This window comes from Pseudomonas sp. GQ91 (assembly GCF_059758795.1).
In genome coordinates, this window is sequence record NZ_JCAXED010000008.1 from 60,347 (window position 1) to 83,201 (window position 22,855).

Consider the following 22,855-nt stretch of genomic DNA (forward strand, 5'->3'; position numbering starts at 1 on the left):
GAACCATGGGTTTGCTCAATATCGGGATGTCGGGGCTCAATGCCTCTCAAGGGGCGCTAGCGACCTTGAGTAACAACATTGCCAACGCCAAGACTGCGGGATACTCGCGTCAGCAGACCACCCAGACAGCCAACGGCATGACCGGGTTCGACGGGGTGTTTGTCGGTACCGGCACGACCCTGGCGGATGTGCGCCGGGTCTACAACCAGTACCTGGACACCCAGTTGCAGACCACGACGTCGCTCAACAGCGATGCCAAGGCTTATCTGGACCAGATCGGGTCGGTGGACAAGTTGCTGTCCGACCAGAGCACCGGCGTCAGCGCGGCGCTGAACAGTTTCTTTGCGGCGTTGCAGACGTCGTCCGCCAACCCCAGCGACAATTCGGCGCGCCAGCTGGTGTTGACTATCGGCCAGACCCTGGCCAATCGATTCAACTCGATCGGCGCTGAGCTGAACAAGCAGAAGGAAGGCATCAACGGTCAGTTGGAAACCATCACCGGCCAGGTCAATCAGTTGACCGCGTCCATCGCCGCCCTTAACCAGCAGATCAGCCAGGCGCGCGGTACGGGCAATGCAGAGCCAGCGAACCTGCTGGACTCGCGGAACGAAGCAGTACGCGCGCTCAACGAATTGGTGGGTGTGAAGGTCACCGAAACCAACGGCCACTTCGAGGTCAGCCTCGGTACCGGGCAGTCGCTGGTGTCGGACGGTATTTCCAACCCGCTATCGGCGGTACCGAGTCGAAACGACAAGAGCCAGTACACGATCATGCTGGCCAGCGGCTCGCAACAGATGGACGTAAGTTCGGTCATCAGTGGCGGCTCCATCGGCGGCCTGTTGCGCTACCGCAGTGATGTGTTGATGCCCGCCATCAACGATCTGGGGCGTACGGCGCTGGTGGTTGCCGAGAGCATCAACACTCAATTGGGTCAGGGCCTGGATGCCAACGGTCAGTTTGGTGGCGCGCTGTTCAATGATATCAACAGCGCCACGGCCATCGGCCAGCGCAGTGTCGGCGGTCCAAACAACAGCAGTGCGGGCAACCTGAACGTCAGTATCAAAGACGCCAGTAAGCTGACGACCTTTGACTATAAAGTGACCTTCACCGACGCCAACAATTACACGGTGATCCGTTCGGACGGCAAGTCCATGGGCGCTTTCGACATGACCCAGCCGGCGCCGGTCATCGATGGTTTTACCCTGGCGCTCGACGGCCAGGGCGGCATGGCCCAGGGCGACACGTTCAAGGTCAGCCCGACCGCCAATGGCGCAACGAACCTCAAGGTGGTGATGACCGACCCGAACAAGTTGGCGTTCTCCGGCCCGTTGCTCGCCGAGGGCAACAAGAACAACAGCGGCACCGGCGTATTTGGCGCACCGACGTTGTCGGTGCCCCTGGATATCCATGGCGGTGCCGACACGGCCCAGCTCGAAGCCGCCATCAAAGATTCCATGCCGGTGAAGATGGTGTTCGCCAAGCCCGCCGCCGATGGCACTCAGAGCTACGTGATCAACGACGCCAAGGGCAACCCGATTGGTAACGGCACCATTATTCCGGGCCAGGACAATAAGTTGACCATCAACGTGCCGATGCTGGATGCGGCCGGTAATGTGATCAATGACGGTGCCGGCAACCCCAGGACTTTTGGCGTTGACACGGTGATTCGTGGCGAGCCGAAAGAGGGTGACAACTTCAGCGTCTCGTTCAACGCCGGCGGCACTCTGGATAACCGTAACGCCCTGAGCCTGCTTGAGCTGCAAACCAAAAAGACCGTGGGCGCGACCGACGGCAATGCCGGCGTCAGCATGACCACCGCCTACAGCCAGTTGGTGTCCTCCGTGGGCGGCAAGGCCAGCCAGGCGAATGTCGACAACTCCGCCACGGATGCCATGCTCGCTTCCGCCAAGTCCAGCCGCAGCTCCGTGTCCCAGGTCAACCTGGACGAAGAGGCGGGTGACATGATCCGGTTCCAGCAGTACTACACCGCGTCGTCGCAGATTATCAAGGCTGCGCAAGAAACCTTCAGCACGCTGATCAACAGTCTTTAAGGGAGTTTCAGGCGATGCGTATCTCGACCGAACAGTATTTCGATACCAGTGCTTCGCGTTATTCGAACAACTTTTCCAATGTCACCAAGACTCAGCAGCAGATCGACTCCGGCGTGCGCATCCAGACGGCGGCGGACGATCCGGTTGGCGCCGCGCGTTTGCTGCTGTTGCAACAGCAGCAAGACATGCTGGGTCAGTACGCGGGCAACATCAGCAGCATGAAAAACTCGCTCAACAGCGAGGAAAGTGTGCTGGAAAGTATCAATACTGCCTTGCAGCGTGCCGGCGAGCTGGCGATCAAGGTCGCGGGCAAGGGCGGCGGCGGTATCAGCGACGACGACCGCAAGGCCGTGGCCGCCGAGATCGGTGAAATCGAGAAACAGGTACTGAGCCTGCTCAACAGCAAGGACTCGTCCGGTCACTATCTGTTTTCCGGCGGCAAGAGCGACACGCCGCCTTATGCGCGCAACAGCGATGGCACCTACAGCTATCAGGGCGATGAAACCCCGCTGAGCCTGAAGGTCTCGGACACCTTGTCGATGGTGGTTAACGACACGGGTAAGAGCATTCTGGAAGGTACGCCTAACGCCGGTCGTACCCAGGCGACTCCAGAGGTCAACGATGGCAAGATCTGGGTCTCGGCGGGCACGATTGAATCGCCGTCGGCCTATGACAAGAGTTTTACCGAGGGCCAGCCCTATAAGCTGACCTTTCTCAGCAGCACCCAGTACACCGTGACGGATTCGGCGGGCAACGACATCACCTCGGAGACGGCCGGCAATGGCATGTTTGACGCGACCAAGGAAGGTAGCGCTTCCATCAGTCTGCGGGGTGTGACCTTTGATATCGACCAGAACTTCACCGACGTCAAGCCCGGTCCCGACACCGATGCGGTTTACCAGGATCGGGTGTATACCCTGGAAACCAAACCGGACAGCTTCAGCGTATCGCGTACCCCGAGCAACGCCTCCACGGCGCAGTTGTCGGCGGGCAACGTGACCAGTCAGGCGGACTACTCCAGCACATTCCCGAACAAGGGCGCGGTGATCAAGTTCACCTCGGCCACCGATTATGAGGTGTACGCCCAGCCGATCAACGCCGACAGCAAGCCGGTGTCTTCGGGTTCGGTGACGCCTGGCACACCGGCGTTGCCGGGGCCGCCACCGGTGCCGGCGACGCCGGACACCATCACCGCGGCAGGGGTGACCTTCAATGTGGCGGGCGCGCCGGGGGCCGGGGATCAATTTTCGGTCGGCTCCAGCACCCACAAGTCGCAGAACGCCCTGGATACCCTCAGTCAGCTGCGCCAGGCGCTGGAGACGCCCTCCGATGGTGATCCGATCGCCCAGGGCAAACTGAGCGATGTGGTCAACGCGACCATCACCAACCTGCAGGCGTCCTATGCCCAGGTGGACAGCGTGCGTGGCTCGATTGGCGCGCGGCTGAACTCGTTGCAGATCCAGGAGACGGAAAACACCAGCATGGTGCTGGCCAACAAATCCACGGTTTCGGCGATTGGCGACACCGATGTGGCCACCGCATCCATTGATCTGGCGTTCCAGAAGGCGATGCTCGAGGCCTCGCAGCTGGCGTTCGTGAAAATCTCGCAACTGAGCCTGTTCAGCCGCATGTAATCCGCGGCGTGACCCGACGGCCCAGCCTGGCAACAGGCTGGGCCGTTGTCGTTTGCGGCCGCGAAGTTCTGCGTGCTTTTGTACAATGCGCACAAAAAATCAGTGACCTGTGAGTCATAAAGGGCATCTTCACTGTATCGTGTAAAAAGGACAGGTGGCTGCCGAGCCCGTTTCATGGGTGCCGGGTGGCGCTTTCGGCGGTTTTTCTGCGGGGTTATCCCCTTTATTGTCAGCACGCCTGATTGCATTCAGGGGTGTTCTCCAGCTATTTAGTATTGGGAAGCCACAATGATTGGCATAAAAAGCATCGCCAGCTATGTGCCGGCAGACGGGCTTGATAACTACGCCCAGGGTGCAAAATTCGCTAAGGATGAAGAATTCATCATTGGCAAGATCGGTTCGGCTTTTCTGCCGCGCAAGGATGCCGCGCAGGAAACTTCCGATCTGTGTGTCGAAGCAGTCAACGCCTTGTTTGCGAATAACCCGGACCTGCAGCGCGACGCCATTGATGCGCTGATCGTCGTGACCCAGAACGGCGATGAAGAGGGTTTGCCGCATACCGCCGCCATCGTCCAGGACAAACTGGGCCTGCCAACCCACGTTGCCGCCTTCGATATTTCCCTGGGCTGCTCCGGTTACGTCTACGGCATTTATGCGATGAAAGGCTTCATGGAAGCCGCGGGCCTGAAAAATGGCCTGTTGATCACCGCTGACCCGTACTCGAAAATTGTCGATCCGGAAGACCGCAACACCACCATGCTGTTCGGCGATGCCGCCACCGCCACCTGGATGGGCGAAGATGCGCCATGGGTGCTGGGCAAGGCCAAGTTCGGCACCGACGGCTCCGGGGCGCCGCACTTGAAGGTCAGCGACGGCGTGTTCTTCATGAACGGGCGCCAGGTCTTCAACTTCGCCCTGATCAAAGTGCCGGCGCATTTGCACCAATTGCTCGACGAGTCTGACCTCAAGGCGGACGATATCGATGCATTCTGCATCCACCAGGGCAGCGCGGCGATTGTCGACGCCGTGGCCCGTCGCTTTGAAGATGCACCGGTGGACAAGTTCATCAAGGACATGGTCGAGACCGGTAATACCGTGTCGTCGAGCATTCCACTGTTGCTGGAGAAGCACGTGATGGACGCCACCTGGAAACGCGTCGCGATCAGCGGTTTTGGTGTGGGCCTGTCCTGGGGCTCGGCGATCATCTATCGGCCGTGATGCTTTGATAGGCTGGATGAAAAACGCCGATGATCGAAAGATCATCGGCGTTTTTGTGTGTGTGGGAGTGGGCTTGCTCGCGATGGTGGTGGATCAGTGACAGATGCGGTGACTGACCCTGCGCAATCGCGAGCAAGCCCGCTCCCGCTTGGGATTTTTGGGGGCGCTAAGGCCTTGAAATACAAGGGGTGGCACAGGGCTAGTAAAAAAAATCAAAAAAACCCTCAAGCAACCTGCATTCACGACGATAACTATTACGAAGGTTCTCTAGGCCACACCCGGCGGTTGCCAGGGCCGGAAGCCGCAGTATCCAACTCACGAGGATTTCGTCATGGCAATGTCCGTAAACACCAACATCACTTCCCTGGGCGTCCAGAAGAACCTGAACAAAGCTTCCGAAGCTTTGAGCCAGTCGATGAACCGCTTGTCTTCCGGCCTGAAAATCAACAGCGCCAAAGACGACGCCGCCGGCATGCAGATCGCCAACCGTCTGAACAACCAGGTCAAAGGCCTGAACGTAGCCATCGCCAACGCCAACAACGGTGTTTCGATTGCCCAGACCGCTGAAGGCGCGATGCAAGAATCCACCAACACCCTGCAGCGTCTGCGTGAACTCGCCCTGCAAGCGGCCAACGGTGATAAAAGCGACGCTGACCGTGTTTCCCTGCAGCAAGAATTCACCGCTAAAGTCGGCGAGCTGAACCGTATCGCCAGCACCACCACCTTCGGTGGTCGTAACCTGCTCGACGGCTCGTTCAACAACGTAGCGTTCCAGATCGGCGCCAACGCCAACGAGACTATCTCGTTCGGCATGACCGACATCAGCTCTACCGCTCTGAAAGGCAACTTCAAGGAAGCCGCTGTAGACGGTACTGCAATGACTGGCCTGGCGGCTACCGCTACTGGTTCGGTATTGGGCAATAGCGCCCAGTTGACGGGTACTGGTGCAGCAACTGCTACTGTTGCTACCGACGCGTTCACCATCAACGGTACTGAAATTAATCTGGGTGTCTCTGCTGGTGGTGTTGCTACCGCTACCGCTGCACTGAGCGCCATCAACGCTCAAACAGCGACTACCGGCGTTACTGCTACTGCCGATGCTGCTGGTGTCGTGACCCTGACCTCGAAAAACGACATCGTTCTGGGTGCTTCGGCTGCCGGTGGCGCAACAGACGGTTTGGCCAAGCTCGGTATGGCGGTGGGAACCACTGCTTCTAACAGCAACCTCAAGTCTGACGGCGCCATCTCGGTTAACGGCACTGCCGTAACTTGGGCTGCTGATGACACCATGGCATCCGTCCTGACCCAGCTTGAAAACGCTGCTGGCGGCGCGGCTGCAGGTGCTTCGGCGACTTTCGTTGATGGCCGTGTCAAAGTAACTTCGGGCGACGGTGTTGATATCAAGCTGTCCAACACCGCCAGCGGTTCGCTGTCGCAGTTGGGCCTCTCGGCTGGCACCACTCAAGCCAAGCTGACCGCTGACACCTCGATCGACGTAAACGGCGTTGAAGTCAAGTTCAAGAAGGGTGACACCGCTGACGCGATCGTCGCTTCGATCAACAGCGCCAGCACCGGTGTTCAAGCCAGCAAAAACGCTGACGGCACCCTGAACCTGTTCGCTGACAAAGACATCACCATCAAGGACGGTAGCGCCGGTACGGGTCTGGCTGCCCTGGGTCTGACCACTGTTGCTGGTAACGGCACCAAAACTGCGGTCACCATGGAAACCAGCGTTTCCGACCTGAGCATCCTGACTGCCGCTTCTTCGCAGCAGGCCATCCAGGCTCTGGACGACGCCATGCAGCAGATCGACAGCCAGCGTTCGCAGCTGGGTGCGGTGCAAAACCGTTTCGCCAGCACCGTGGCCAACCTGCAGAGCATTTCGCAGAACTCCTCGGCCGCCAAGGGCCGCGTAGAAGACGCTGACTTCGCTTCTGAAGCCGCTGAACTGACCAAGCAACAAACCCTGCAACAGGCTTCCACCGCGATCCTGTCCCAGGCCAACCAGCTGCCATCCGCTGTACTGAAGCTGCTTCAGTAATATCGGTAGCGGTCAGTCAACGGAAGGGTGCGTATACGTGCCCTTCCGTTTTTTCAGTTTTGAGGTGATGACATGGACATGAGCATCAAGCTGAACGCGTCTTACCCGGCTGGCGTAATCCAGACTAGTAATGCAACCACGGCCCAGGGCCAGACCCCGCCCGCGGCCAATACCGAGTCGACCTCTGACGAGGAGCCGCAGCGGGTAGCGCTGGAAAAAGCTGTAACCGATATTCGTGAATACGTCCAGGCTACTCAACGTAACCTGGACTTTTCCATCGATGACACCACCGGCAAAGTGGTCGTCAAGGTGATCGCCACCGACAGTGGCGAAGTGATTCGACAGATACCATCGGAGACCGCGTTGAAGTTGGCGCAGAATCTGAGCGATGCCAGCAGCCTGTTGTTTGATACCCGGGCTTGAGTTGGCACGAAACATGTTTCTGATTGCTGCTTGGGCGCGTTGCGCCAATAAAGCGGCAGCCGCAGAACAAGGAGAATAGCAAATGGCTAGTTCAACGATTTCCGGCCCAGGTTCGGGCTACGACACCCAAGCCATCGTCAAGGCGCTGGTGGGGGCCGAAAAGGCGCCCAAACAGGCACAGATCACCGATCAGCAAAAACAGACAACCGTCAAGTTGTCGGCTGTCGGCACTGTGAAGACGGCGTTGGAAGCCTACCAGTCGGCAATCACCAAGTTGAACAATGTCTCCGCGTTCAACGGACTGGCGGCCAGTACCTCCGAAGAAAAAAACGTCAAGGTCACCCTGGGTGATGGCGCGTCCGCCGGTAAATACACCGTTGTGGTCCAGAACCTCGCCACCGCATCGAAAGTCACCAGCAAGGTGATCGAAGACGGCGCGTCGGGCAAGGCCAATACCAGTGATGAAGACCAGACACTGACGATCAACCAGTCGGGCAAGAGCTACGACGTGGTGATTCCCGGTGGCGCGACCCTGCAGCAGGTGCGTGAGTCGATCAATACCCAGCTGTCTTCCCAAGGCATCAGCGCCAACGTGTTGAGCGATGCCAACGGTGCGCGCCTGGTGCTCACGTCGACCACCAGCGGTGAAGGCACCGATATCACCCTCAGCGGTGATTCGGACCTGGCCGTCGGTTATGACGCGGGTGCGCCGGCGGCGAACGCCAAATACACCATCGACGGCATCCCGATGGAGTCCACCAGTAACAAGGTGACGTCCGCGATCAGTGGTGTGACGCTGGATCTGGTGGCTGCTGAAGATCCCGCCAAGCCCGTCACTATCACCGTTGCCAGCAACACCGAGACCTTGAAGACCTCGGTGCAGTCGTTCGTCACCGCCTACAACGCGCTGATGACTGCGATCAACACCCAGACCAAAGTCACCGCCACCGGCGATGCTTCGACGACCACGGCGGGCGCCTTGACCGGTGATTCGTCGATGCGTCAATTGGTTGCCAGCCTGCGCAGTGAATTGGTCAACGGTTCGGGTGCCGGGACCATCAGCAGCCTGGCCCAGGCGGGCATTACCACCGACCAGAAAACCGGGCTGTTGAGCCTGGACGACAAGACGTGGGACAAGGCCGTGGTCAAAGGCGCGGGTGACATCGCCAAGCTGTTCACCGGTGACAGCGGTTTGATCTCTCGCATGAACAAAGCGACCTCCAGCTATGTAGGTTCCACGGGGACCCTGGCGACCCGCGCGACGGACCTCAACACCAAGCTGACCGACCTGACCACCGAACAGGCAGACCTGGACCGGCGTATGGACGCCCTGCAGAAATCCTTGTCCGCCAAGTACACGGCGATGGATACGATGATCGCGCAGATCAACGCCAGCAGCTCCAGCATCATGACCACCCTCAACTCACTGAACAATCCGAAGTCGAACTGACCGGCGGGCGTCCGGAGCCGGTAAAAGGGCCTGGACGCACAGTTCCCGATTAAAGTTTTTCTCGGCACAGTCGAAAAACTGGTTAAGCAAATTCATTCGACTGTGGCCTGTAACGAGGTAGCAACATGAACCCTATGAGAGCCCTTCGCCAATACCAGAAGGTCAATTCCCACGCTCAGGTCTCTGAAGCCAGCCCGCACCGTCTGGTGCAGATGCTGATGGAAGGCGGGCTTGATCGCATGGCTCAGGCCAAGGGCGCATTGAGCCGTGGTGACATCGCCCAGAAGGGGCTGATGCTGGGCAAGGCGATTGAGATTATTTCCGGTCTGCGCGATGGCCTGGAGCCGGAGAAAGCCGAAGATCCGGCCGCCGTGCAGCAACTGGATGCGTTGTACGATTACATGGGTAACCGCTTGGTCGAAGCCAATCGCGTGAACGATGCCGACATGATCGATGAAGTCGCCCGTTTGCTGATCACGGTCAAAACCGGCTGGGATGCCATCGCGCCACAATAAGGCCGCCGGCCTTGAGGAACACGTCATGAGCCATGCACTGCAACGGATTGACGACACCCGCGATGCCTTGATCGGCGCGTTGGCGGAGCGTGACTGGGATGCCATCGGCGCGCTGGACCTGGGCTGCCGCGAGGCGATCGACGAGGTGCTGAGCGAAGTGCCGGTCGACGAAAGCGTGCTGCGGGAAAAGCTGGAGAGCCTGCTGATGGTTTATCAACAGTTACTGGAAGTGACGACCGGCGAGCGCCAGGCGATTTTTGAAGAGATGTCGCAGATCAACCAAGCTAAAAATGCGTCAAAGGTTTACCATCTGTTCGGCTGATCTGGCTCAGTTAATCCGAACAAAGCGCGTCATAAATTTGACCGTGCAGTTTTTTTTGACTTAACTAGTGTTATTTTCAGACGTCAGATAGCCGTAGCGCAGAAAACGCCTACCGCTATCTAGATTGCCCCGACTCGAGGGCATTTGAGTTTTACTAGGGAAGTTGCTATTGCATGTGGCGTGAAACCAAAATTCTGCTAATTGATGACGATAGCGTCCGTCGCCGCGACCTGGCGGTGATTTTGAATTTTCTTGGTGAAGAAAATTTGCCCTGCGGCAGCCACGATTGGCAGCAGGCTGTCAGCTCGTTGTCGTCGAGCCGCGAAGTCATTTGTGTGCTGATCGGGACGGTAAACGCTCCTGGCGCGGTTCTTGGCCTCCTAAAGACACTCTCAACCTGGGATGAGTTCCTTCCGGTGTTGCTAATGGGTGATATTTCTTCCGTGGAGCTTCCGGAAGACCAGCGCCGCCGCGTGCTTTCCACCTTGGAAATGCCTCCCAGCTACAGCAAATTGCTCGATTCCCTGCACCGTGCCCAGGTCTACCGCGAGATGTACGACCAGGCCCGCGAGCGCGGCCGTCACCGCGAACCCAATCTGTTCCGCAGCCTGGTCGGCACCAGCCGCGCCATCCAGCATGTGCGCCAGATGATGCAGCAAGTGGCCGACACCGATGCCAGCGTACTGATCCTTGGCGAATCCGGCACCGGCAAGGAGGTGGTCGCGCGCAACCTGCATTACCACTCCAAGCGCCGCGACGGGCCATTTGTGCCGGTCAACTGTGGGGCGATTCCCGCGGAGCTGCTGGAAAGCGAACTGTTCGGCCACGAGAAGGGCGCCTTTACCGGGGCGATCACCAGCCGTGCCGGGCGTTTTGAACTGGCCAATGGCGGCACGCTGTTCCTCGACGAAATTGGCGACATGCCGTTGCCGATGCAAGTCAAGTTGCTGCGCGTGCTGCAGGAACGGACGTTCGAACGGGTGGGCAGCAACAAGACCCAGAGCGCCGACGTGCGCATCATTGCCGCGACCCACAAGAACCTCGAAAGCATGATCGAGGTCGGCAGCTTCCGCGAAGACCTCTACTACCGCCTCAATGTGTTCCCGATCGAGATGGCGCCGCTGCGTGAGCGCGTGGAAGACATCCCGCTGTTGATGAACGAACTGATCTCGCGCATGGAGCACGAAAAGCGCGGCTCGATCCGTTTCAACTCGGCGGCGATCATGTCCCTGTGCCGTCACGGCTGGCCGGGCAACGTCCGCGAGCTGGCCAACCTGGTGGAGCGCATGGCGATCATGCATCCGTACGGGGTGATTGGCGTGGTCGAACTGCCGAAGAAATTCCGCTATGTCGATGACGAAGACGAGCAATTGGTAGACAGCCTGCGTAGCGACCTGGAAGAGCGGGTAGCCATCAACGGGCATGCTCCGGACTTCAGCGCCAGCGCCCTGTTGCCCCCCGAAGGCCTGGACTTGAAGGACTACCTCGGCAGTCTGGAACAAGGGTTGATCCAGCAGGCTCTGGATGACGCCGGCGGTATCGTCGCCCGTGCCGCCGAGCGTTTGCGTATCCGTCGTACCACCCTGGTCGAGAAGATGCGCAAGTACGGCATGAGCCGTCGTGAAGGTGATGAACAGGCGGATGATTGACGCCTGTTTTTCAAGTCATTCATTAATCATCGTTTTTTTTTAGGCACGGGTATTGCTACAGCACTCGCAACGTTCCGTTTAACTGACGGTCAGCCAAGCGAGAGAGCACAATGCCCCACGCCGCCCAACTATCTTCCGTCCCTGACACTCAGGGGCTCGTCCCGTCCGTAGAGCAGATGAGCCGGCAAGGGCTTGAACAGGCGTTTTCGCTGTTCAGCCAGATGTCCAGCCAGTTGACTGACTCTTACAGCCTGCTGGAAGCCCGGGTCTCGGAGCTCAAGGGCGAGTTGGCGGTGGTCAGTGCCCAGCGCATGCAAGAGTTGGCCGAGAAAGAGCGCCTGGCCAACCGCCTGCAAAACCTCCTCGATCTGTTGCCAGGTGGCGTGATTGTCATCGACGACCAGGGCCGCGTGCGCGAAGCCAACCCCGCCGCGTGCGATCTACTGGGTTTGCCGCTGGAAGGTGAGTTGTGGCGCCAGGTAATCACCCGTTGTTTTGCGCCCCGTGAAGATGATGGACACGAAATCTCCCTCAAGGATGGTCGTCGCCTGTCCATTGCTACCCGCTCGCTCGACGCGGAGCCCGGTCAATTGGTGTTGCTCAACGACCTGACTGAAACCCGTCACTTGCAAGATCAGCTGGCGCGTCATGAGCGCCTGTCGTCCCTTGGGCGGATGGTCGCTTCTCTGGCGCATCAGATTCGCACGCCGCTTTCGGCGGCGCTGATCTATGCCAGTCATTTGACTGACGAGCAGTTGCCGACGGCGACTCACCAGCGTTTTGCCGGGCGGCTCAAGGAGCGCCTGCATGAGCTGGAGCATCAGGTGCGTGACATGCTGGTGTTTGCCCGTGGCGAATTGCCGCTGACTGACCGGGTCACGCCCGCGGCGTTGATGCAAGCCCTGCAAGCGGCCGCGGCCCCGCATATTCAAGAGGCGTCAGTTCGTTGGCAGTGCGATAGCCATCAGGGCGAATTGCTGTGCAACCGCGACACGCTGGTGGGCGCACTGCTCAACTTGATTGAAAACGCCACCCAGGCCAGCGGTCGCGGCGCGCGCCTCAAGGTCCACCTGTACCGCCGCGCCGACACCCTGCGCCTGTGCGTCAGCGACTACGGCAGCGGGATTGATCCGGTGGTGCTGCAACGCCTGGGCGAGCCTTTCTTTACCACCAAGACCAACGGCACCGGCCTCGGACTGACGGTGGTCAAGGCGGTCGCCCGCGCGCATCAGGGAGAATTGCGCTTGTCTTCCCGATTAGGGCGTGGCACCTGTGCATTGATGACGCTGCCGTTGTTTTCTGGCGCGGCAAGCGCGGAGTAAAGGTAAATGGCTATCAAGGTTTTATTGGTTGAAGACGATCGTGCCCTGCGTGAAGCATTGGCTGACACGCTGTTGCTGGCGGGTCATGACTATCGGGCGGTCGGCTCGGCCGAGGAAGCTTTGCAGGCGGTGGCGCAGGAATCTTTCAGTCTGGTGGTCAGTGACGTCAATATGCCCGGCATGGACGGGCACCAGTTACTGGGCCTTTTGCGTGCGCGACAGCCGCAACTGCCGGTGTTGCTGATGACGGCGCATGGCGCCGTGGAGCGGGCGGTCGACGCCATGCGCCAGGGCGCGGCGGACTATCTGGTCAAGCCGTTCGAGCCCAAGGCGCTGATCGAACTGGTTGCGCGCCATGCCCTCGGTGTCGTGGCGTTGGCGGACGGCGAGGGGCCGATTGCCGTCGAACCGGCCAGTGCGCAACTGCTGGAGTTGGCGGCGCGGGTCGCGCGCAGCGATTCCACGGTGCTGATCTCCGGTGAGTCGGGTACCGGCAAGGAAGTGTTGGCGCGTTACATTCACCAGCAGTCCCAGCGTGCCAACCAGCCGTTCATCGCCATCAACTGCGCGGCGATCCCTGACAATATGCTCGAAGCCACTTTGTTTGGTCATGAAAAAGGCTCGTTTACCGGCGCCATCGCGGCCCAGGCGGGCAAGTTCGAGCAGGCCGATGGCGGCACCATCCTGCTCGATGAAATCTCTGAAATGCCTCTCGGCCTGCAAGCCAAGTTGCTGCGGGTGCTGCAAGAGCGCGAGGTGGAGCGGGTCGGTGCGCGCAAGCCGATCCAGCTGGACATCCGTGTGGTTGCCACCACCAACCGCGATCTGGCGGGCGACGTGGCGGCGGGGCGCTTTCGTGAAGACTTGTTCTACCGTCTTTCGGTGTTCCCGCTGGCCTGGCGCCCGCTGCGTGAGCGCCCGGCCGATATCGTCCCGCTGGCCGAGCGCTTGCTGAACAAGCACGTCAATAAAATGAAGCATGCCCAGGCGCGGTTGTCGGCCGAAGCCCAGGCGTGCCTGATCAATTACCCATGGCCGGGTAATGTGCGGGAGCTGGACAATGCGATTCAGCGGGCGTTGATTTTGCAGCAGGGTGGCTTGATCCAGCCCCAGGATTTCTGCCTGGCGATGGGCGCCGGCAGTGTGCCGATGCCGAGTCTGGCGACGCCGACGGTGGTCGCCGAAAGTGCGCCCGCCGAGGCGGCCGGAGGGCTGGGTGACGACCTGCGCCGCCGCGAATTCCAGATGATCATCGACACCCTGCGTGCCGAGCGGGGCCGTCGCAAAGAAGCTGCGGAGCGTCTGGGCATCAGTCCGCGCACGCTGCGCTACAAGCTGGCGCAAATGCGCGATGCCGGGATGGACGTGGAAGCCTATCTTTTCGCGAGCTGACATACACATATGCTGACAAGCTTTGTCGGTTTTTCTTACAAGTAGCCATGGAGCTGGCACCCTTGTTGCTACCGTCCCTACTAACCGCAGCGTAGTGTCAAAAATTTGCGGGTCGTCGGAGAGAGAAGTTCATGAGCCAAGGTGTTGAGTTCAATCGGTTGATGTTGGATATGCGATCCATGCAAATGGACGCGATGGCTCAGCCAAAATCCGTCGTCCAGGCGCCGGAACTGAGCCAAAGCAGCTTTTCCGACATGCTCGGTCAAGCCATCAACAAAGTCAGCGCTACCCAGCAGGCGTCCAGCCAGCTGTCCACGGCCTTTGAAATTGGCAAGAGCGGCGTGGATCTCACCGACGTGATGATTGCCTCGCAGAAGGCCAGCGTTTCCTTCCAGGCCTTGACCCAGGTGCGTAACAAGCTGGTTCAGGCCTATCAAGACATCATGCAGATGCCGGTTTAAGGGCGAGATTTAAGTCATGGCAGAAGCAGTCGTGGATAACGCACCCGCCAAGACAGACGGCAAACCGCCGCTGTTTGGCCTGTCGTTCCTGGAAAACCTTTCGGAAATGACCATGTTGCGTCAGGTGGGCCTGATGGTCGGCCTGGCTGCCAGCGTGGCGATTGGTTTTGCCGTGGTGCTGTGGTCGCAGCAACCTGATTACCGGCCGCTCTATGGCAGCCTGGCCGGTATGGACGCCAAGCAGGTCATGGAAACCCTGGCCACCGCCGATATCGCCTACACCGTTGAACCGAACTCCGGCGCCTTGCTGGTCAAGGCTGACGACGTCGCCCGTGCCCGCTTGAAGCTGGCCGCGGCCGGCGTTGCGCCTACCGACGGCAATATCGGTTTTGAGATCCTCGACAAGGACCAGGGCCTGGGGACCAGTCAGTTCATGGAAGCCACCCGCTATCGTCGCGGCCTGGAAGGTGAACTGGCGCGTACCATCGCCAGCCTGAACAATGTCAAAGGTGCGCGCGTGCACCTGGCAATTCCGAAAAGTTCGGTGTTTGTGCGCGATGAGCGCAAGCCTAGCGCTTCGGTATTGGTCGAACTGTTTTCCGGTCGTTCGCTGGAGCCGGGCCAGGTACTGGCGATCGTCAATCTTGTGGCCACCAGCGTTCCGGAATTGAGCAAGTCGCAAATCACCGTCGTCGATCAAAAGGGCAACCTGCTCTCCGATCAGGCGGAAAATTCGGCGCTGACCATGGCTGGCAAACAGTTCGACTACAGCCGGCGCATGGAAAGCATGCTGACCCAACGGGTGCATAACATCCTGCAACCGGTGCTGGGCAATGACCGCTACAAGGCCGAAGTGTCTGCCGATGTGGACTTCAGTGCCGTCGAATCCACGTCCGAGCAGTTCAACCCGGACCAGCCGGCCCTGCGCAGTGAGCAATCGACCAGCGAGCAACGCACCGCCTCCAACGGCCCACAAGGTGTGCCGGGTGCCCTGAGCAACCAGCCTCCGACGCCGGCGACGGCCCCGCAAGTCGCTGGTGGCGCCGCCGCCGCCGTCGCTGCGATCCCGCCCGGCCAACCCCTGCTGGACGCCAACGGCCAGCAAATCATGGACCCGGCCACCGGCCAGCCGATGCTTGCGCCGTACCCTGCGGACAAGCGTCAGCAGTCCACCAAAAACTTCGAGCTGGACCGATCCATCAGTCACACCAAGCAGCAACAGGGCCGCTTGAACCGCTTGTCGGTGTCGGTGGTGGTGGATGATCAGGTCAAGGTCGATGCGGCCAACGGCGAAACCACCCGTGCGCCCTGGAGCGCCGACGAATTGGCGCGCTTTACCCGCCTGGTCCAGGACGCCGTGGGCTTCGACGCCAGCCGTGGCGACAGCGTGAGCGTGATCAATATGCCGTTCTCTCAGGAGCGCGGCGAGGTGATTGCCGAAATCCCGTTCTACTCGCAACCCTGGTTCTGGGACGTGGTCAAACAAGTGCTGGGTGTGTTGTTCATCCTGGTGCTGGTGTTCGGTGTGCTGCGTCCAGTGCTCAACAACATTACCGGTAACGGCAAGAAACAGTTGGCGCCGTTCGGTGGCAGCGATGTCGAGTTGGGTGGCATGGGCGGCCTGGATGGTGAACTGGCCAACGACCGCGTCAGCCTCGGCGGGCCGCAGAGCATTCTGCTGCCAAGCCCGAGCGAAGGCTATGACGCACAGTTGAACGCAATCAAAAGTCTGGTGGCAGAAGATCCGGGTCGTGTGGCCCAGGTCGTGAAAGAGTGGATCAACGCAGATGAGTGATAATCGAGCCTCTGTTGCCAAGCTGTCCCGGGTCGACAAGGCGGCTGTCCTGCTGCTGTCCCTGGGGGAGACCGACGCGGCCCAAGTGTTGCGCCATATGGGCCCCAAGGAAGTGCAGCGGGTCGGTGTGGCCATGGCGCAAATGCGCAATGTGCACCGTGAGCAAGTCGAACAGGTGATGAGTGAGTTCGTCGAGATTGTCGGCGACCAGACCAGCCTGGGCGTCGGTTCCGACAGTTACATCCGCAAAATGCTGACCTCGGCCCTGGGCGAAGACAAGGCCAATGGCCTGATCGACCGCATCCTGCTGGGCGGCAACACCAGCGGCCTCGACAGCTTGAAGTGGATGGAACCGCGGGCAGTGGCGGACGTGATTCGTTACGAGCACCCGCAGATCCAGGCGATTGTCGTGGCGTACCTGGACCCCGACCAGGCGGGCGAAGTGCTCGGTCATTTCGACCACAAGGTGCGCCTGGACATCATCCTGCGCGTCTCGTCGCTGAACACCGTACAGCCAGCGGCGCTGAAAGAATTGAACACCATTCTGGAGAGGCAGTTCTCCGGCAACTCCAACGCCGCGCGCACCACCCTGGGTGGCATCAAGCGCGCAGCGGATATCATGAACTTCCTCGACAGCTCGGTGGAAGGACAGTTGATGGACTCGATCCGCGAGATCGACGACACGCTGTCGGTGCAGATCGAAGACCTTATGTTCGTCTTCAACAACCTGTCCGATGTCGACGACCGTGGGATCCAGGCGTTGCTGCGTGAGGTCTCCTCCGACGTGCTGGTGCTTGCCCTCAAGGGCTCGGATGAGGGCGTCAAGGAGAAGATCTTCAAGAACATGTCCAAGCGTGCCTCGGAACTGTTGCGCGACGACCTGGAAGCCAAGGGACCGGTGCGCGTCAGCGACGTGGAAACCGCACAGAAGGAAATCCTCACCATTGCCCGCCGTATGGCCGAAGCCGGAGAAATCGTTCTCGGCGGGAAGGGCGGCGAAGAAATGATCTAAGGCGCAGCGCATGTCGACCAATGATGAGACGCCCAGCGATCTGATTCGCGCCCGGGACGTCGGCGGGTTCGACGTCTGGTCGCTGCCCAGCTTCGACCCGTACCAGCCCGAACCCGAGCCGGAACCTGTAGAAGAACCTCCCGTCGAAATGGAAGAAATACCGCTGGATGAAGTCCAGCCGCTGACCCTGGAAGAGCTGGAAAGCATCCGTCAGGAAGCTTACAACGAGGGGTTTGCCATCGGTGAAAAGGAGGGCTTCCACAGCACCACCCTCAAGGTTCGCCAGGAGGCCGAGGCCGCCCTGAATATCCGCCTGAACAGCCTGGAGCGGCTGATGGGCCACCTGTTCGCACCGATTGCCGAACAGGACGCGCAGTTGGAAAAAGCCATGGTTGGCCTGGTGGAACACATCACCCGCCAAGTGATCCAGCGTGAATTGGTGCTGGATTCGACCCACATCGAAAGTGTAATGCGCGAAGCCCTGAAATTGCTGCCCTTGGGCGTTGGCAATGTGCGCTTGTACATCAATCCGCAGGATTTCGAGCAGGTCAAGGCCTTGCGCGAACGCCATGAGGAAACCTGGCGCATCGTCGAGGACGCGGCATTGCAGCCCGGCGGTTGTCGGGTCGAGACCGAGCACAGCCGTATCGATGCCACGGTCGAGACCCGTATCACGCAGATCATGGCCAAGCTCTTCGACCAGTTGCACGAGCAGGTGCTGCACCCGGCGGCGCCGGATGTCAGCGTTGACCTGGACGCGCCTGATGCGCCTTGATCGCACCAGCTTCGCCAAGCGCCTGGGCGGTTACATCGAAGCCACCGAGTTGCCCGGCCAGCCGATTCTTGAAGGCCGGCTGCTGCGCATGGTCGGCCTGACCCTCGAAGCCGAAGGCCTGCGCGCCGCCATGGGCAGCCGCTGCCTGGTGATCAACGATGACAGCTATCACCCGGTGCAGGTCGAAGCGGAAGTCATGGGCTTCTCCGGCAGCAAGATTTTCCTGATGCCCGTCGGCAGCCTTGCCGGCATCGCCCCCGGCGCGCGTGTCGTACCGCTGGCCGACACCGGCCGCTTGCCCATGGGCATGAGCATGCTCGGCCGCGTACTGGATGGCGCCGGCCGCGCGCTCGACGGTAAGGGCGGGATGAAAGCCGAAGACTGGGTGCCGATGGACGGCCCGACCATCAACCCGCTCAAACGCAACCCGATCAGCCAGCCGCTGGACGTGGGCATTCGTTGTATCAACGGTTTATTGACGGTCGGACGCGGCCAGCGCCTGGGCCTGTTCGCCGGTACCGGCGTGGGCAAGAGTGTGCTGCTGGGCATGATGACGCGTTTTACCGAGGCCGACATCATTGTGGTCGGGTTGATCGGGGAGCGCGGCCGCGAGGTCAAGGAGTTCATCGAACACATCCTCGGCGAAGAAGGCCTCAAGCGTTCCGTGGTGGTCGCATCCCCAGCGGACGATGCGCCGCTGATGCGTCTGCGCGCGGCGATGTATTGCACGCGGATCGCCGAGTATTTTCGCGACAAGGGCAAGAATGTCCTGTTGTTGATGGACTCCCTCACACGTTTCGCCCAGGCCCAGCGGGAAATTGCCCTGGCCATCGGCGAACCGCCCGCGACCAAGGGGTATCCGCCCTCGGTGTTCGCCAAACTGCCGAAACTGGTGGAACGCGCCGGTAATGCCGAAGCCGGTGGCGGCTCGATCACGGCGTTCTACACCGTATTGTCCGAAGGCGATGACCAGCAGGACCCGATTGCCGACTCGGCCCGAGGCGTACTCGACGGGCACATCGTGCTGTCGCGGCGTCTGGCCGAGGAAGGGCATTACCCGGCTATCGACATCGAAGCGTCCATCAGCCGGGTCATGCCGTCGGTGGTCAGCCCCGAGCACATGACTCGCGCCCAGCAGTTCAAACAGTTGTGGTCGCGTTATCAGCAGAGCCGTGACCTGATCAGCGTTGGCGCTTATGTAGCCGGTGGCGATCGCGAGACCGACCTGGCGATTGCCTTGCAACCGCAACTGGTGACGTACCTGCGCCAGGGCCTGAACGACAACATCAGCCTGGCCGAAAGCGAAGGACACCTGGCGTCGGTGTTCGCGCCCGCGCCTGGCGGTTAACCCGACATGGCAACCAGTCGCGCCGCCCGCCTGGCGCCCGTGGTGGAAATGGCCGAAAGCGCCGAACGCACCGCCGCCCAGCGTCTCGGGCACTTTCAGGGTCAAGTGCGCTTGGCCGAAAGCAAGCTGGGGGACCTGGAGCGCTTTCGCGGCGAATACCAGCAACAGTGGATTGCGCGCGGCAGCCAGGGCGTTTCCGGGCAGTGGCTGATGAATTACCAGCACTTCCTCAATCAACTGGAAACCGCCGTGGGTCAGCAGCGCCAGAGTCTGGCCTGGCACCAGAATAATCTCGACAAGGCTCGCGAAGGCTGGCAACAGGCTTACGCACGGGTCGAAGGCTTGCGCAAGTTGGTGCAGCGATACCGTGACGAGGCGCGGGCGCTGGAAGACAAGCGTGAGCAAAAGCTGCTGGACGAGTTGTCCCAGCGATTGCCACGTCAGGATTCGGACTGATTCGGGGCGGTTGGGCTGGGGCCAGGTAGGAGATTTTGCGAGCCACCCCTCGTCCCTTTGGGCATGGGTATCTACACAACTTTCAGAAACTGACGAATTTCCTTGTGGCGAGCGGGCCTGTCCCGCGTTGGGCTGCGAAGCAGCCCCAAAATCAGCCGCTACGGAGTACCTGATACATCGCATTCGGCTTAATGGGGCTGCTCGCAGCCCAACGCGGGACAAGCCCGCTCGCCACAACAGCCCTATCTGCTTTGATTTTAGTGTTGAGGCAAAATTGTGTAGATACCCATGCCCAAAGGGGCGAGGGGATATTTCAGATATTTTTCGACGTGAAAGATCGACGTTGAATGCGCAATCGCAACGGTTTTCCAAGTCGCAAATTTTCTCAGCACACTTCGGTCAGTCCCCTCGCCTCTTTGGGAAGAGGGCTAGGGTGTGCGTATCATTTGCCCACATCCCGATCACCTGCTAAACCTTTTTGCACATACCCCCGACAAGGAAGCAGTCGTATGTCAGTCGAATCGGAAGTATCCCTGGATGGGAAAAAGTTGACGATCGCCGTGAAGGGCCGCTTTGATTTCGGCAGTCACCAGCTGTTTCGCGAAGCCTATGAGCGGTTTTACCAGGTTCCCGACACCTACGTGGTGGACTTGAAAGAGGCCACCTACCTCGACAGCTCCGCCCTCGGCATGCTGTTGTTGCTGCGCGACTACGCCGGAGGCGATGCCGCTGATATCCGCGTGGTCAACTGCAGCGCCGACGTACGCAAGATCCTCGCCATCTCCAATTTCGACAAACTGTTCGACATTCCTTGAGCGCCCTGCACATGGCCGCCGATGCGTTGACTGTGCTGATCGCCGAAGACAGTGCCGCCGACCGTCTTTTGCTGTCAACCATCGTTCATCGCCAGGGCCATCGCGTGCTGACTGCGGCAAACGGCCAGGAGGCGGTGGCGATGTTCGTGCGCGAACGCCCGCAGTTGGTGTTGATGGACGCCCTGATGCCCGTGATGGACGGCTTCGAGGCTGCCCGGCAGATCAAACACCTGGCGGGGGAGGCGCTGGTGCCGATCATCTTCCTCACCTCGCTGCGCGAGAGTGAAGCGCTGGCCCGCTGCCTGGACGCGGGTGGCGACGATTTCCTGGCCAAGCCCTACAACCAAGTGATCCTGGCCGCGAAGATCAACGCCATGGACCGCTTGCGGCGTTTGCACGCCACGGTCTTGCAGCAGCGCGATCTGATCGCCCGGCACCATGAATACCTGCTCCATGAGCAGCGGGTGGCCAAGGCGGTGTTCGACAAGGTCGCCCATTCCGGTTGTCTCAACGACGCGCGCAACATTCGCTATCTGCAATCGCCCTACGCCTTGTTCAATGGCGACCTGCTGCTGGCCGCTTACACCCCGTCGGGAGACATGCACCTGCTGCTGGGGGATTTCACCGGGCATGGGTTGCCGGCGGCGGTGGGCGCCATGCCGCTGGCCGAAGTGTTCTATGGCATGACTGCCAAGGGATATGGCCTGGCGCAAACCCTGCGGGAAATGAACGCCAAGCTCAAACGCATCCTGCCGGTGGATATGTTCTGTTGCGCCACATTGCTGTGCCTGAGTACCCAGCGCCGCGTGGTCGAAGTGTGGAATGGCGGCATGCCGGATGGCTACATACAGGAAGTGGCCACGGGCAAGTACACGCCGTTGGTGTCACGGCATTTGCCCTTGGGAGTGCTGCCGGCCGAGGCGTTCGATGAACGTACCGAAGTCTGGCCGATGGGCGTGGGCGACCGCGTGTTCCTGCTGTCCGATGGCGTGCTGGATACGGCGGACAGTGATGATCGGTTGTTCGGTGTCGAGCGGCTGCGGCAGGTATTCGCCGCCAATCGCGAGCCTGAGCGCTTGTTTGAAGAAATAGAGCATGCGCTCGCCGGGTTCCGCGGCGAAGTGCGTGACGATGTGAGCATGGTCGAAATCAGCCTGCGGCCTGACCCGCCCGCGTGCTCACCCGGCATCTTGTATACCGACAGCGGCCAGTCGTGCCCACTGGATTGGTCGGTCAGCTTCGAGTTCCGTGCCGAGACGCTCAAGCGCCACAACCCATTGCCGCATATGCTGCAATTGTTGCTGGAGATCCACGGTCTGCGCGGGCAGAGCGGGGCGCTGTACACCGTGATGGCCGAGCTGTACAGCAATGCCCTGGAACATGGTGTGCTGGGTTTGGACTCGCGACTGAAGCGCGATGCCCAGGGGTTTGCCAGTTATTACCGCCAGCGCAATGAGCGCTTGATGCAATTGAAGCGTGGTTATATCCGCGTGCATATGGATGTAGTGCCGACCGTGGCCGGCGGTTGCCTGACCCTGCGAATCGAAAACAGCGGCCAGGGCTTTGATGTGGCACAGGTCCTGGCGCAGCCCTTGGAGGTCGACCGTCTGTCTGGGCGCGGCTTGAACCTGGTCCGGCAATTGGCCGGCGATGTACGCTGGTCGGACGGTGGACGCAGTGTCTGCGTGGAGTTTTCCTGGGTGGTTCAGGCATAATCCGTCGATTCTTGATCAAGGAGAGAGCAAGTGACTGAAGTTCATCTGGACCCTGAGGTGTTATCGGGTTTGCAGGAAGTGATGGAAGACGAGTACTCCAAGTTGCTCGATACCTTCCTGGATGATTCGCAAAAGCGTGTCGAAGCCCTGCGCAAGGCGCGTGATGATGCCAAGGCCCTGGGCCGCATTGCCCATAGCTTCAAAGGCAGCAGTGGCAACCTCGGTGCGGTGCACCTGGCACAGTTGTGTCAACGCCTGGAGGCCGAGTCGGCGAAACCCGCGGTCGCGGATCTTGGGGAACTGGTGGATCAGATTGATCATGAGTTTGCCTTGGTGAAACCGCTGTATGAATCGGAGCGGCAACGGTTTTCGATTTGATCGGTCTGTTTGGAAAGCTGGCCCGACTCTTGCTCTATCTCTTCCCACTGCGTCCTCGACCCTGCGCAGCGGAGACCTGACTT

At 60.1% G+C, this 22,855-nt stretch carries 20 protein-coding genes; all 20 read left to right on the forward strand.

Going from position 1 to position 22,855, the window contains the following annotated elements:
* Positions 1-5 precede the first annotated feature (5 nt).
* The 20 genes from flgK (at position 6) to AC6CIA_RS13725 (ending at position 22,772) form a co-directional block, all read left to right on the forward strand.
* The gene (flgK, locus tag AC6CIA_RS13630; RefSeq protein ID WP_339528649.1) at positions 6-2,051 is read left to right on the forward strand and encodes a flagellar hook-associated protein FlgK; all 2,046 of its coding nucleotides are present in this window, start codon (positions 6-8) and stop codon (positions 2,049-2,051) included.
* Between the two features lie 14 nt (positions 2,052-2,065).
* Positions 2,066-3,685, forward strand: coding sequence for a flagellar hook-associated protein 3 (locus AC6CIA_RS13635; protein WP_498312701.1), 1,620 nt, complete (start codon positions 2,066-2,068; stop codon positions 3,683-3,685).
* A gap of 288 nt (positions 3,686-3,973) precedes the next feature.
* A complete protein-coding gene (locus AC6CIA_RS13640) occupies positions 3,974-4,903 on the forward strand; it encodes a ketoacyl-ACP synthase III (RefSeq protein WP_339528651.1) in 930 nt (309 codons plus the stop codon).
* A 331-nt stretch (positions 4,904-5,234) separates the two neighbouring features.
* The gene (locus tag AC6CIA_RS13645; RefSeq protein WP_498312703.1) at positions 5,235-6,944 is read left to right on the forward strand and encodes a flagellin N-terminal helical domain-containing protein; all 1,710 of its coding nucleotides are present in this window, start codon (positions 5,235-5,237) and stop codon (positions 6,942-6,944) included.
* A gap of 72 nt (positions 6,945-7,016) precedes the next feature.
* Positions 7,017-7,367 carry a flagellar protein FlaG gene (locus AC6CIA_RS13650; protein WP_498312705.1) on the forward strand — a complete coding sequence of 117 codons (351 nt, stop codon included), beginning with the start codon at positions 7,017-7,019 and terminating at the stop codon, positions 7,365-7,367.
* Between the two features lie 82 nt (positions 7,368-7,449).
* On the forward strand, positions 7,450-8,817 hold the full coding sequence (fliD, locus tag AC6CIA_RS13655; protein ID WP_498312707.1) for a flagellar filament capping protein FliD: 1,368 nt from the start codon (positions 7,450-7,452) through the stop codon (positions 8,815-8,817).
* A gap of 125 nt (positions 8,818-8,942) precedes the next feature.
* Positions 8,943-9,332, forward strand: coding sequence for a flagellar export chaperone FliS (gene fliS, locus AC6CIA_RS13660; RefSeq protein ID WP_084380713.1), 390 nt, complete (start codon positions 8,943-8,945; stop codon positions 9,330-9,332).
* A gap of 25 nt (positions 9,333-9,357) precedes the next feature.
* Positions 9,358-9,654, forward strand: coding sequence for a flagellar protein FliT (gene fliT, locus AC6CIA_RS13665; RefSeq protein WP_498312709.1), 297 nt, complete (start codon positions 9,358-9,360; stop codon positions 9,652-9,654).
* A 173-nt stretch (positions 9,655-9,827) separates the two neighbouring features.
* A complete protein-coding gene (locus AC6CIA_RS13670) occupies positions 9,828-11,303 on the forward strand; it encodes a sigma-54 dependent transcriptional regulator (protein ID WP_339528660.1) in 1,476 nt (491 codons plus the stop codon).
* Positions 11,304-11,413: 110 nt separating this feature from the next.
* A complete protein-coding gene (locus AC6CIA_RS13675) occupies positions 11,414-12,625 on the forward strand; it encodes a sensor histidine kinase (protein WP_498312711.1) in 1,212 nt (403 codons plus the stop codon).
* A gap of 6 nt (positions 12,626-12,631) precedes the next feature.
* Complete coding sequence (locus tag AC6CIA_RS13680) at positions 12,632-14,017, forward strand: sigma-54-dependent transcriptional regulator (RefSeq protein ID WP_498312713.1); 1,386 nt, start codon at positions 12,632-12,634, stop codon at positions 14,015-14,017.
* A 131-nt stretch (positions 14,018-14,148) separates the two neighbouring features.
* The gene (fliE, locus tag AC6CIA_RS13685) at positions 14,149-14,478 is read left to right on the forward strand and encodes a flagellar hook-basal body complex protein FliE (protein WP_339528663.1); all 330 of its coding nucleotides are present in this window, start codon (positions 14,149-14,151) and stop codon (positions 14,476-14,478) included.
* A gap of 16 nt (positions 14,479-14,494) precedes the next feature.
* Entirely contained in the window at positions 14,495-16,273 is a 1,779-nt protein-coding gene (gene fliF, locus AC6CIA_RS13690; protein ID WP_498312715.1) for a flagellar basal-body MS-ring/collar protein FliF, read from the forward strand.
* Positions 16,266-17,285, forward strand: a complete 1,020-nt coding sequence (gene fliG, locus AC6CIA_RS13695; RefSeq protein ID WP_339528665.1) for a flagellar motor switch protein FliG — start codon at positions 16,266-16,268, stop codon at positions 17,283-17,285. The genes fliF and fliG overlap by 8 nt, the downstream gene beginning before the upstream one ends.
* A gap of 10 nt (positions 17,286-17,295) precedes the next feature.
* Positions 17,296-18,060, forward strand: coding sequence for a flagellar assembly protein FliH (fliH, locus tag AC6CIA_RS13700; protein WP_498312717.1), 765 nt, complete (start codon positions 17,296-17,298; stop codon positions 18,058-18,060).
* Positions 18,050-19,408, forward strand: a complete 1,359-nt coding sequence (gene fliI, locus AC6CIA_RS13705; protein WP_498312976.1) for a flagellar protein export ATPase FliI — start codon at positions 18,050-18,052, stop codon at positions 19,406-19,408. Before fliH ends, fliI begins: the two co-directional genes overlap by 11 nt.
* Before the next feature lie 6 nt (positions 19,409-19,414).
* Positions 19,415-19,864: a flagellar export protein FliJ gene (fliJ, locus tag AC6CIA_RS13710; protein WP_339528667.1), complete on the forward strand. Its 450-nt coding sequence runs from the start codon at positions 19,415-19,417 to the stop codon at positions 19,862-19,864.
* Positions 19,865-20,373: 509 nt separating this feature from the next.
* Positions 20,374-20,679, forward strand: a complete 306-nt coding sequence (locus tag AC6CIA_RS13715; protein WP_339528668.1) for an STAS domain-containing protein — start codon at positions 20,374-20,376, stop codon at positions 20,677-20,679.
* 11 nt (positions 20,680-20,690) lie between these two features.
* Positions 20,691-22,394 (forward strand): SpoIIE family protein phosphatase, encoded by a 1,704-nt coding sequence (locus AC6CIA_RS13720; protein WP_498312978.1) that lies wholly within the window; start codon positions 20,691-20,693, stop codon positions 22,392-22,394.
* A 30-nt stretch (positions 22,395-22,424) separates the two neighbouring features.
* Positions 22,425-22,772: an Hpt domain-containing protein gene (locus tag AC6CIA_RS13725; protein ID WP_084380738.1), complete on the forward strand. Its 348-nt coding sequence runs from the start codon at positions 22,425-22,427 to the stop codon at positions 22,770-22,772.
* Positions 22,773-22,855 lie beyond the last annotated feature (83 nt).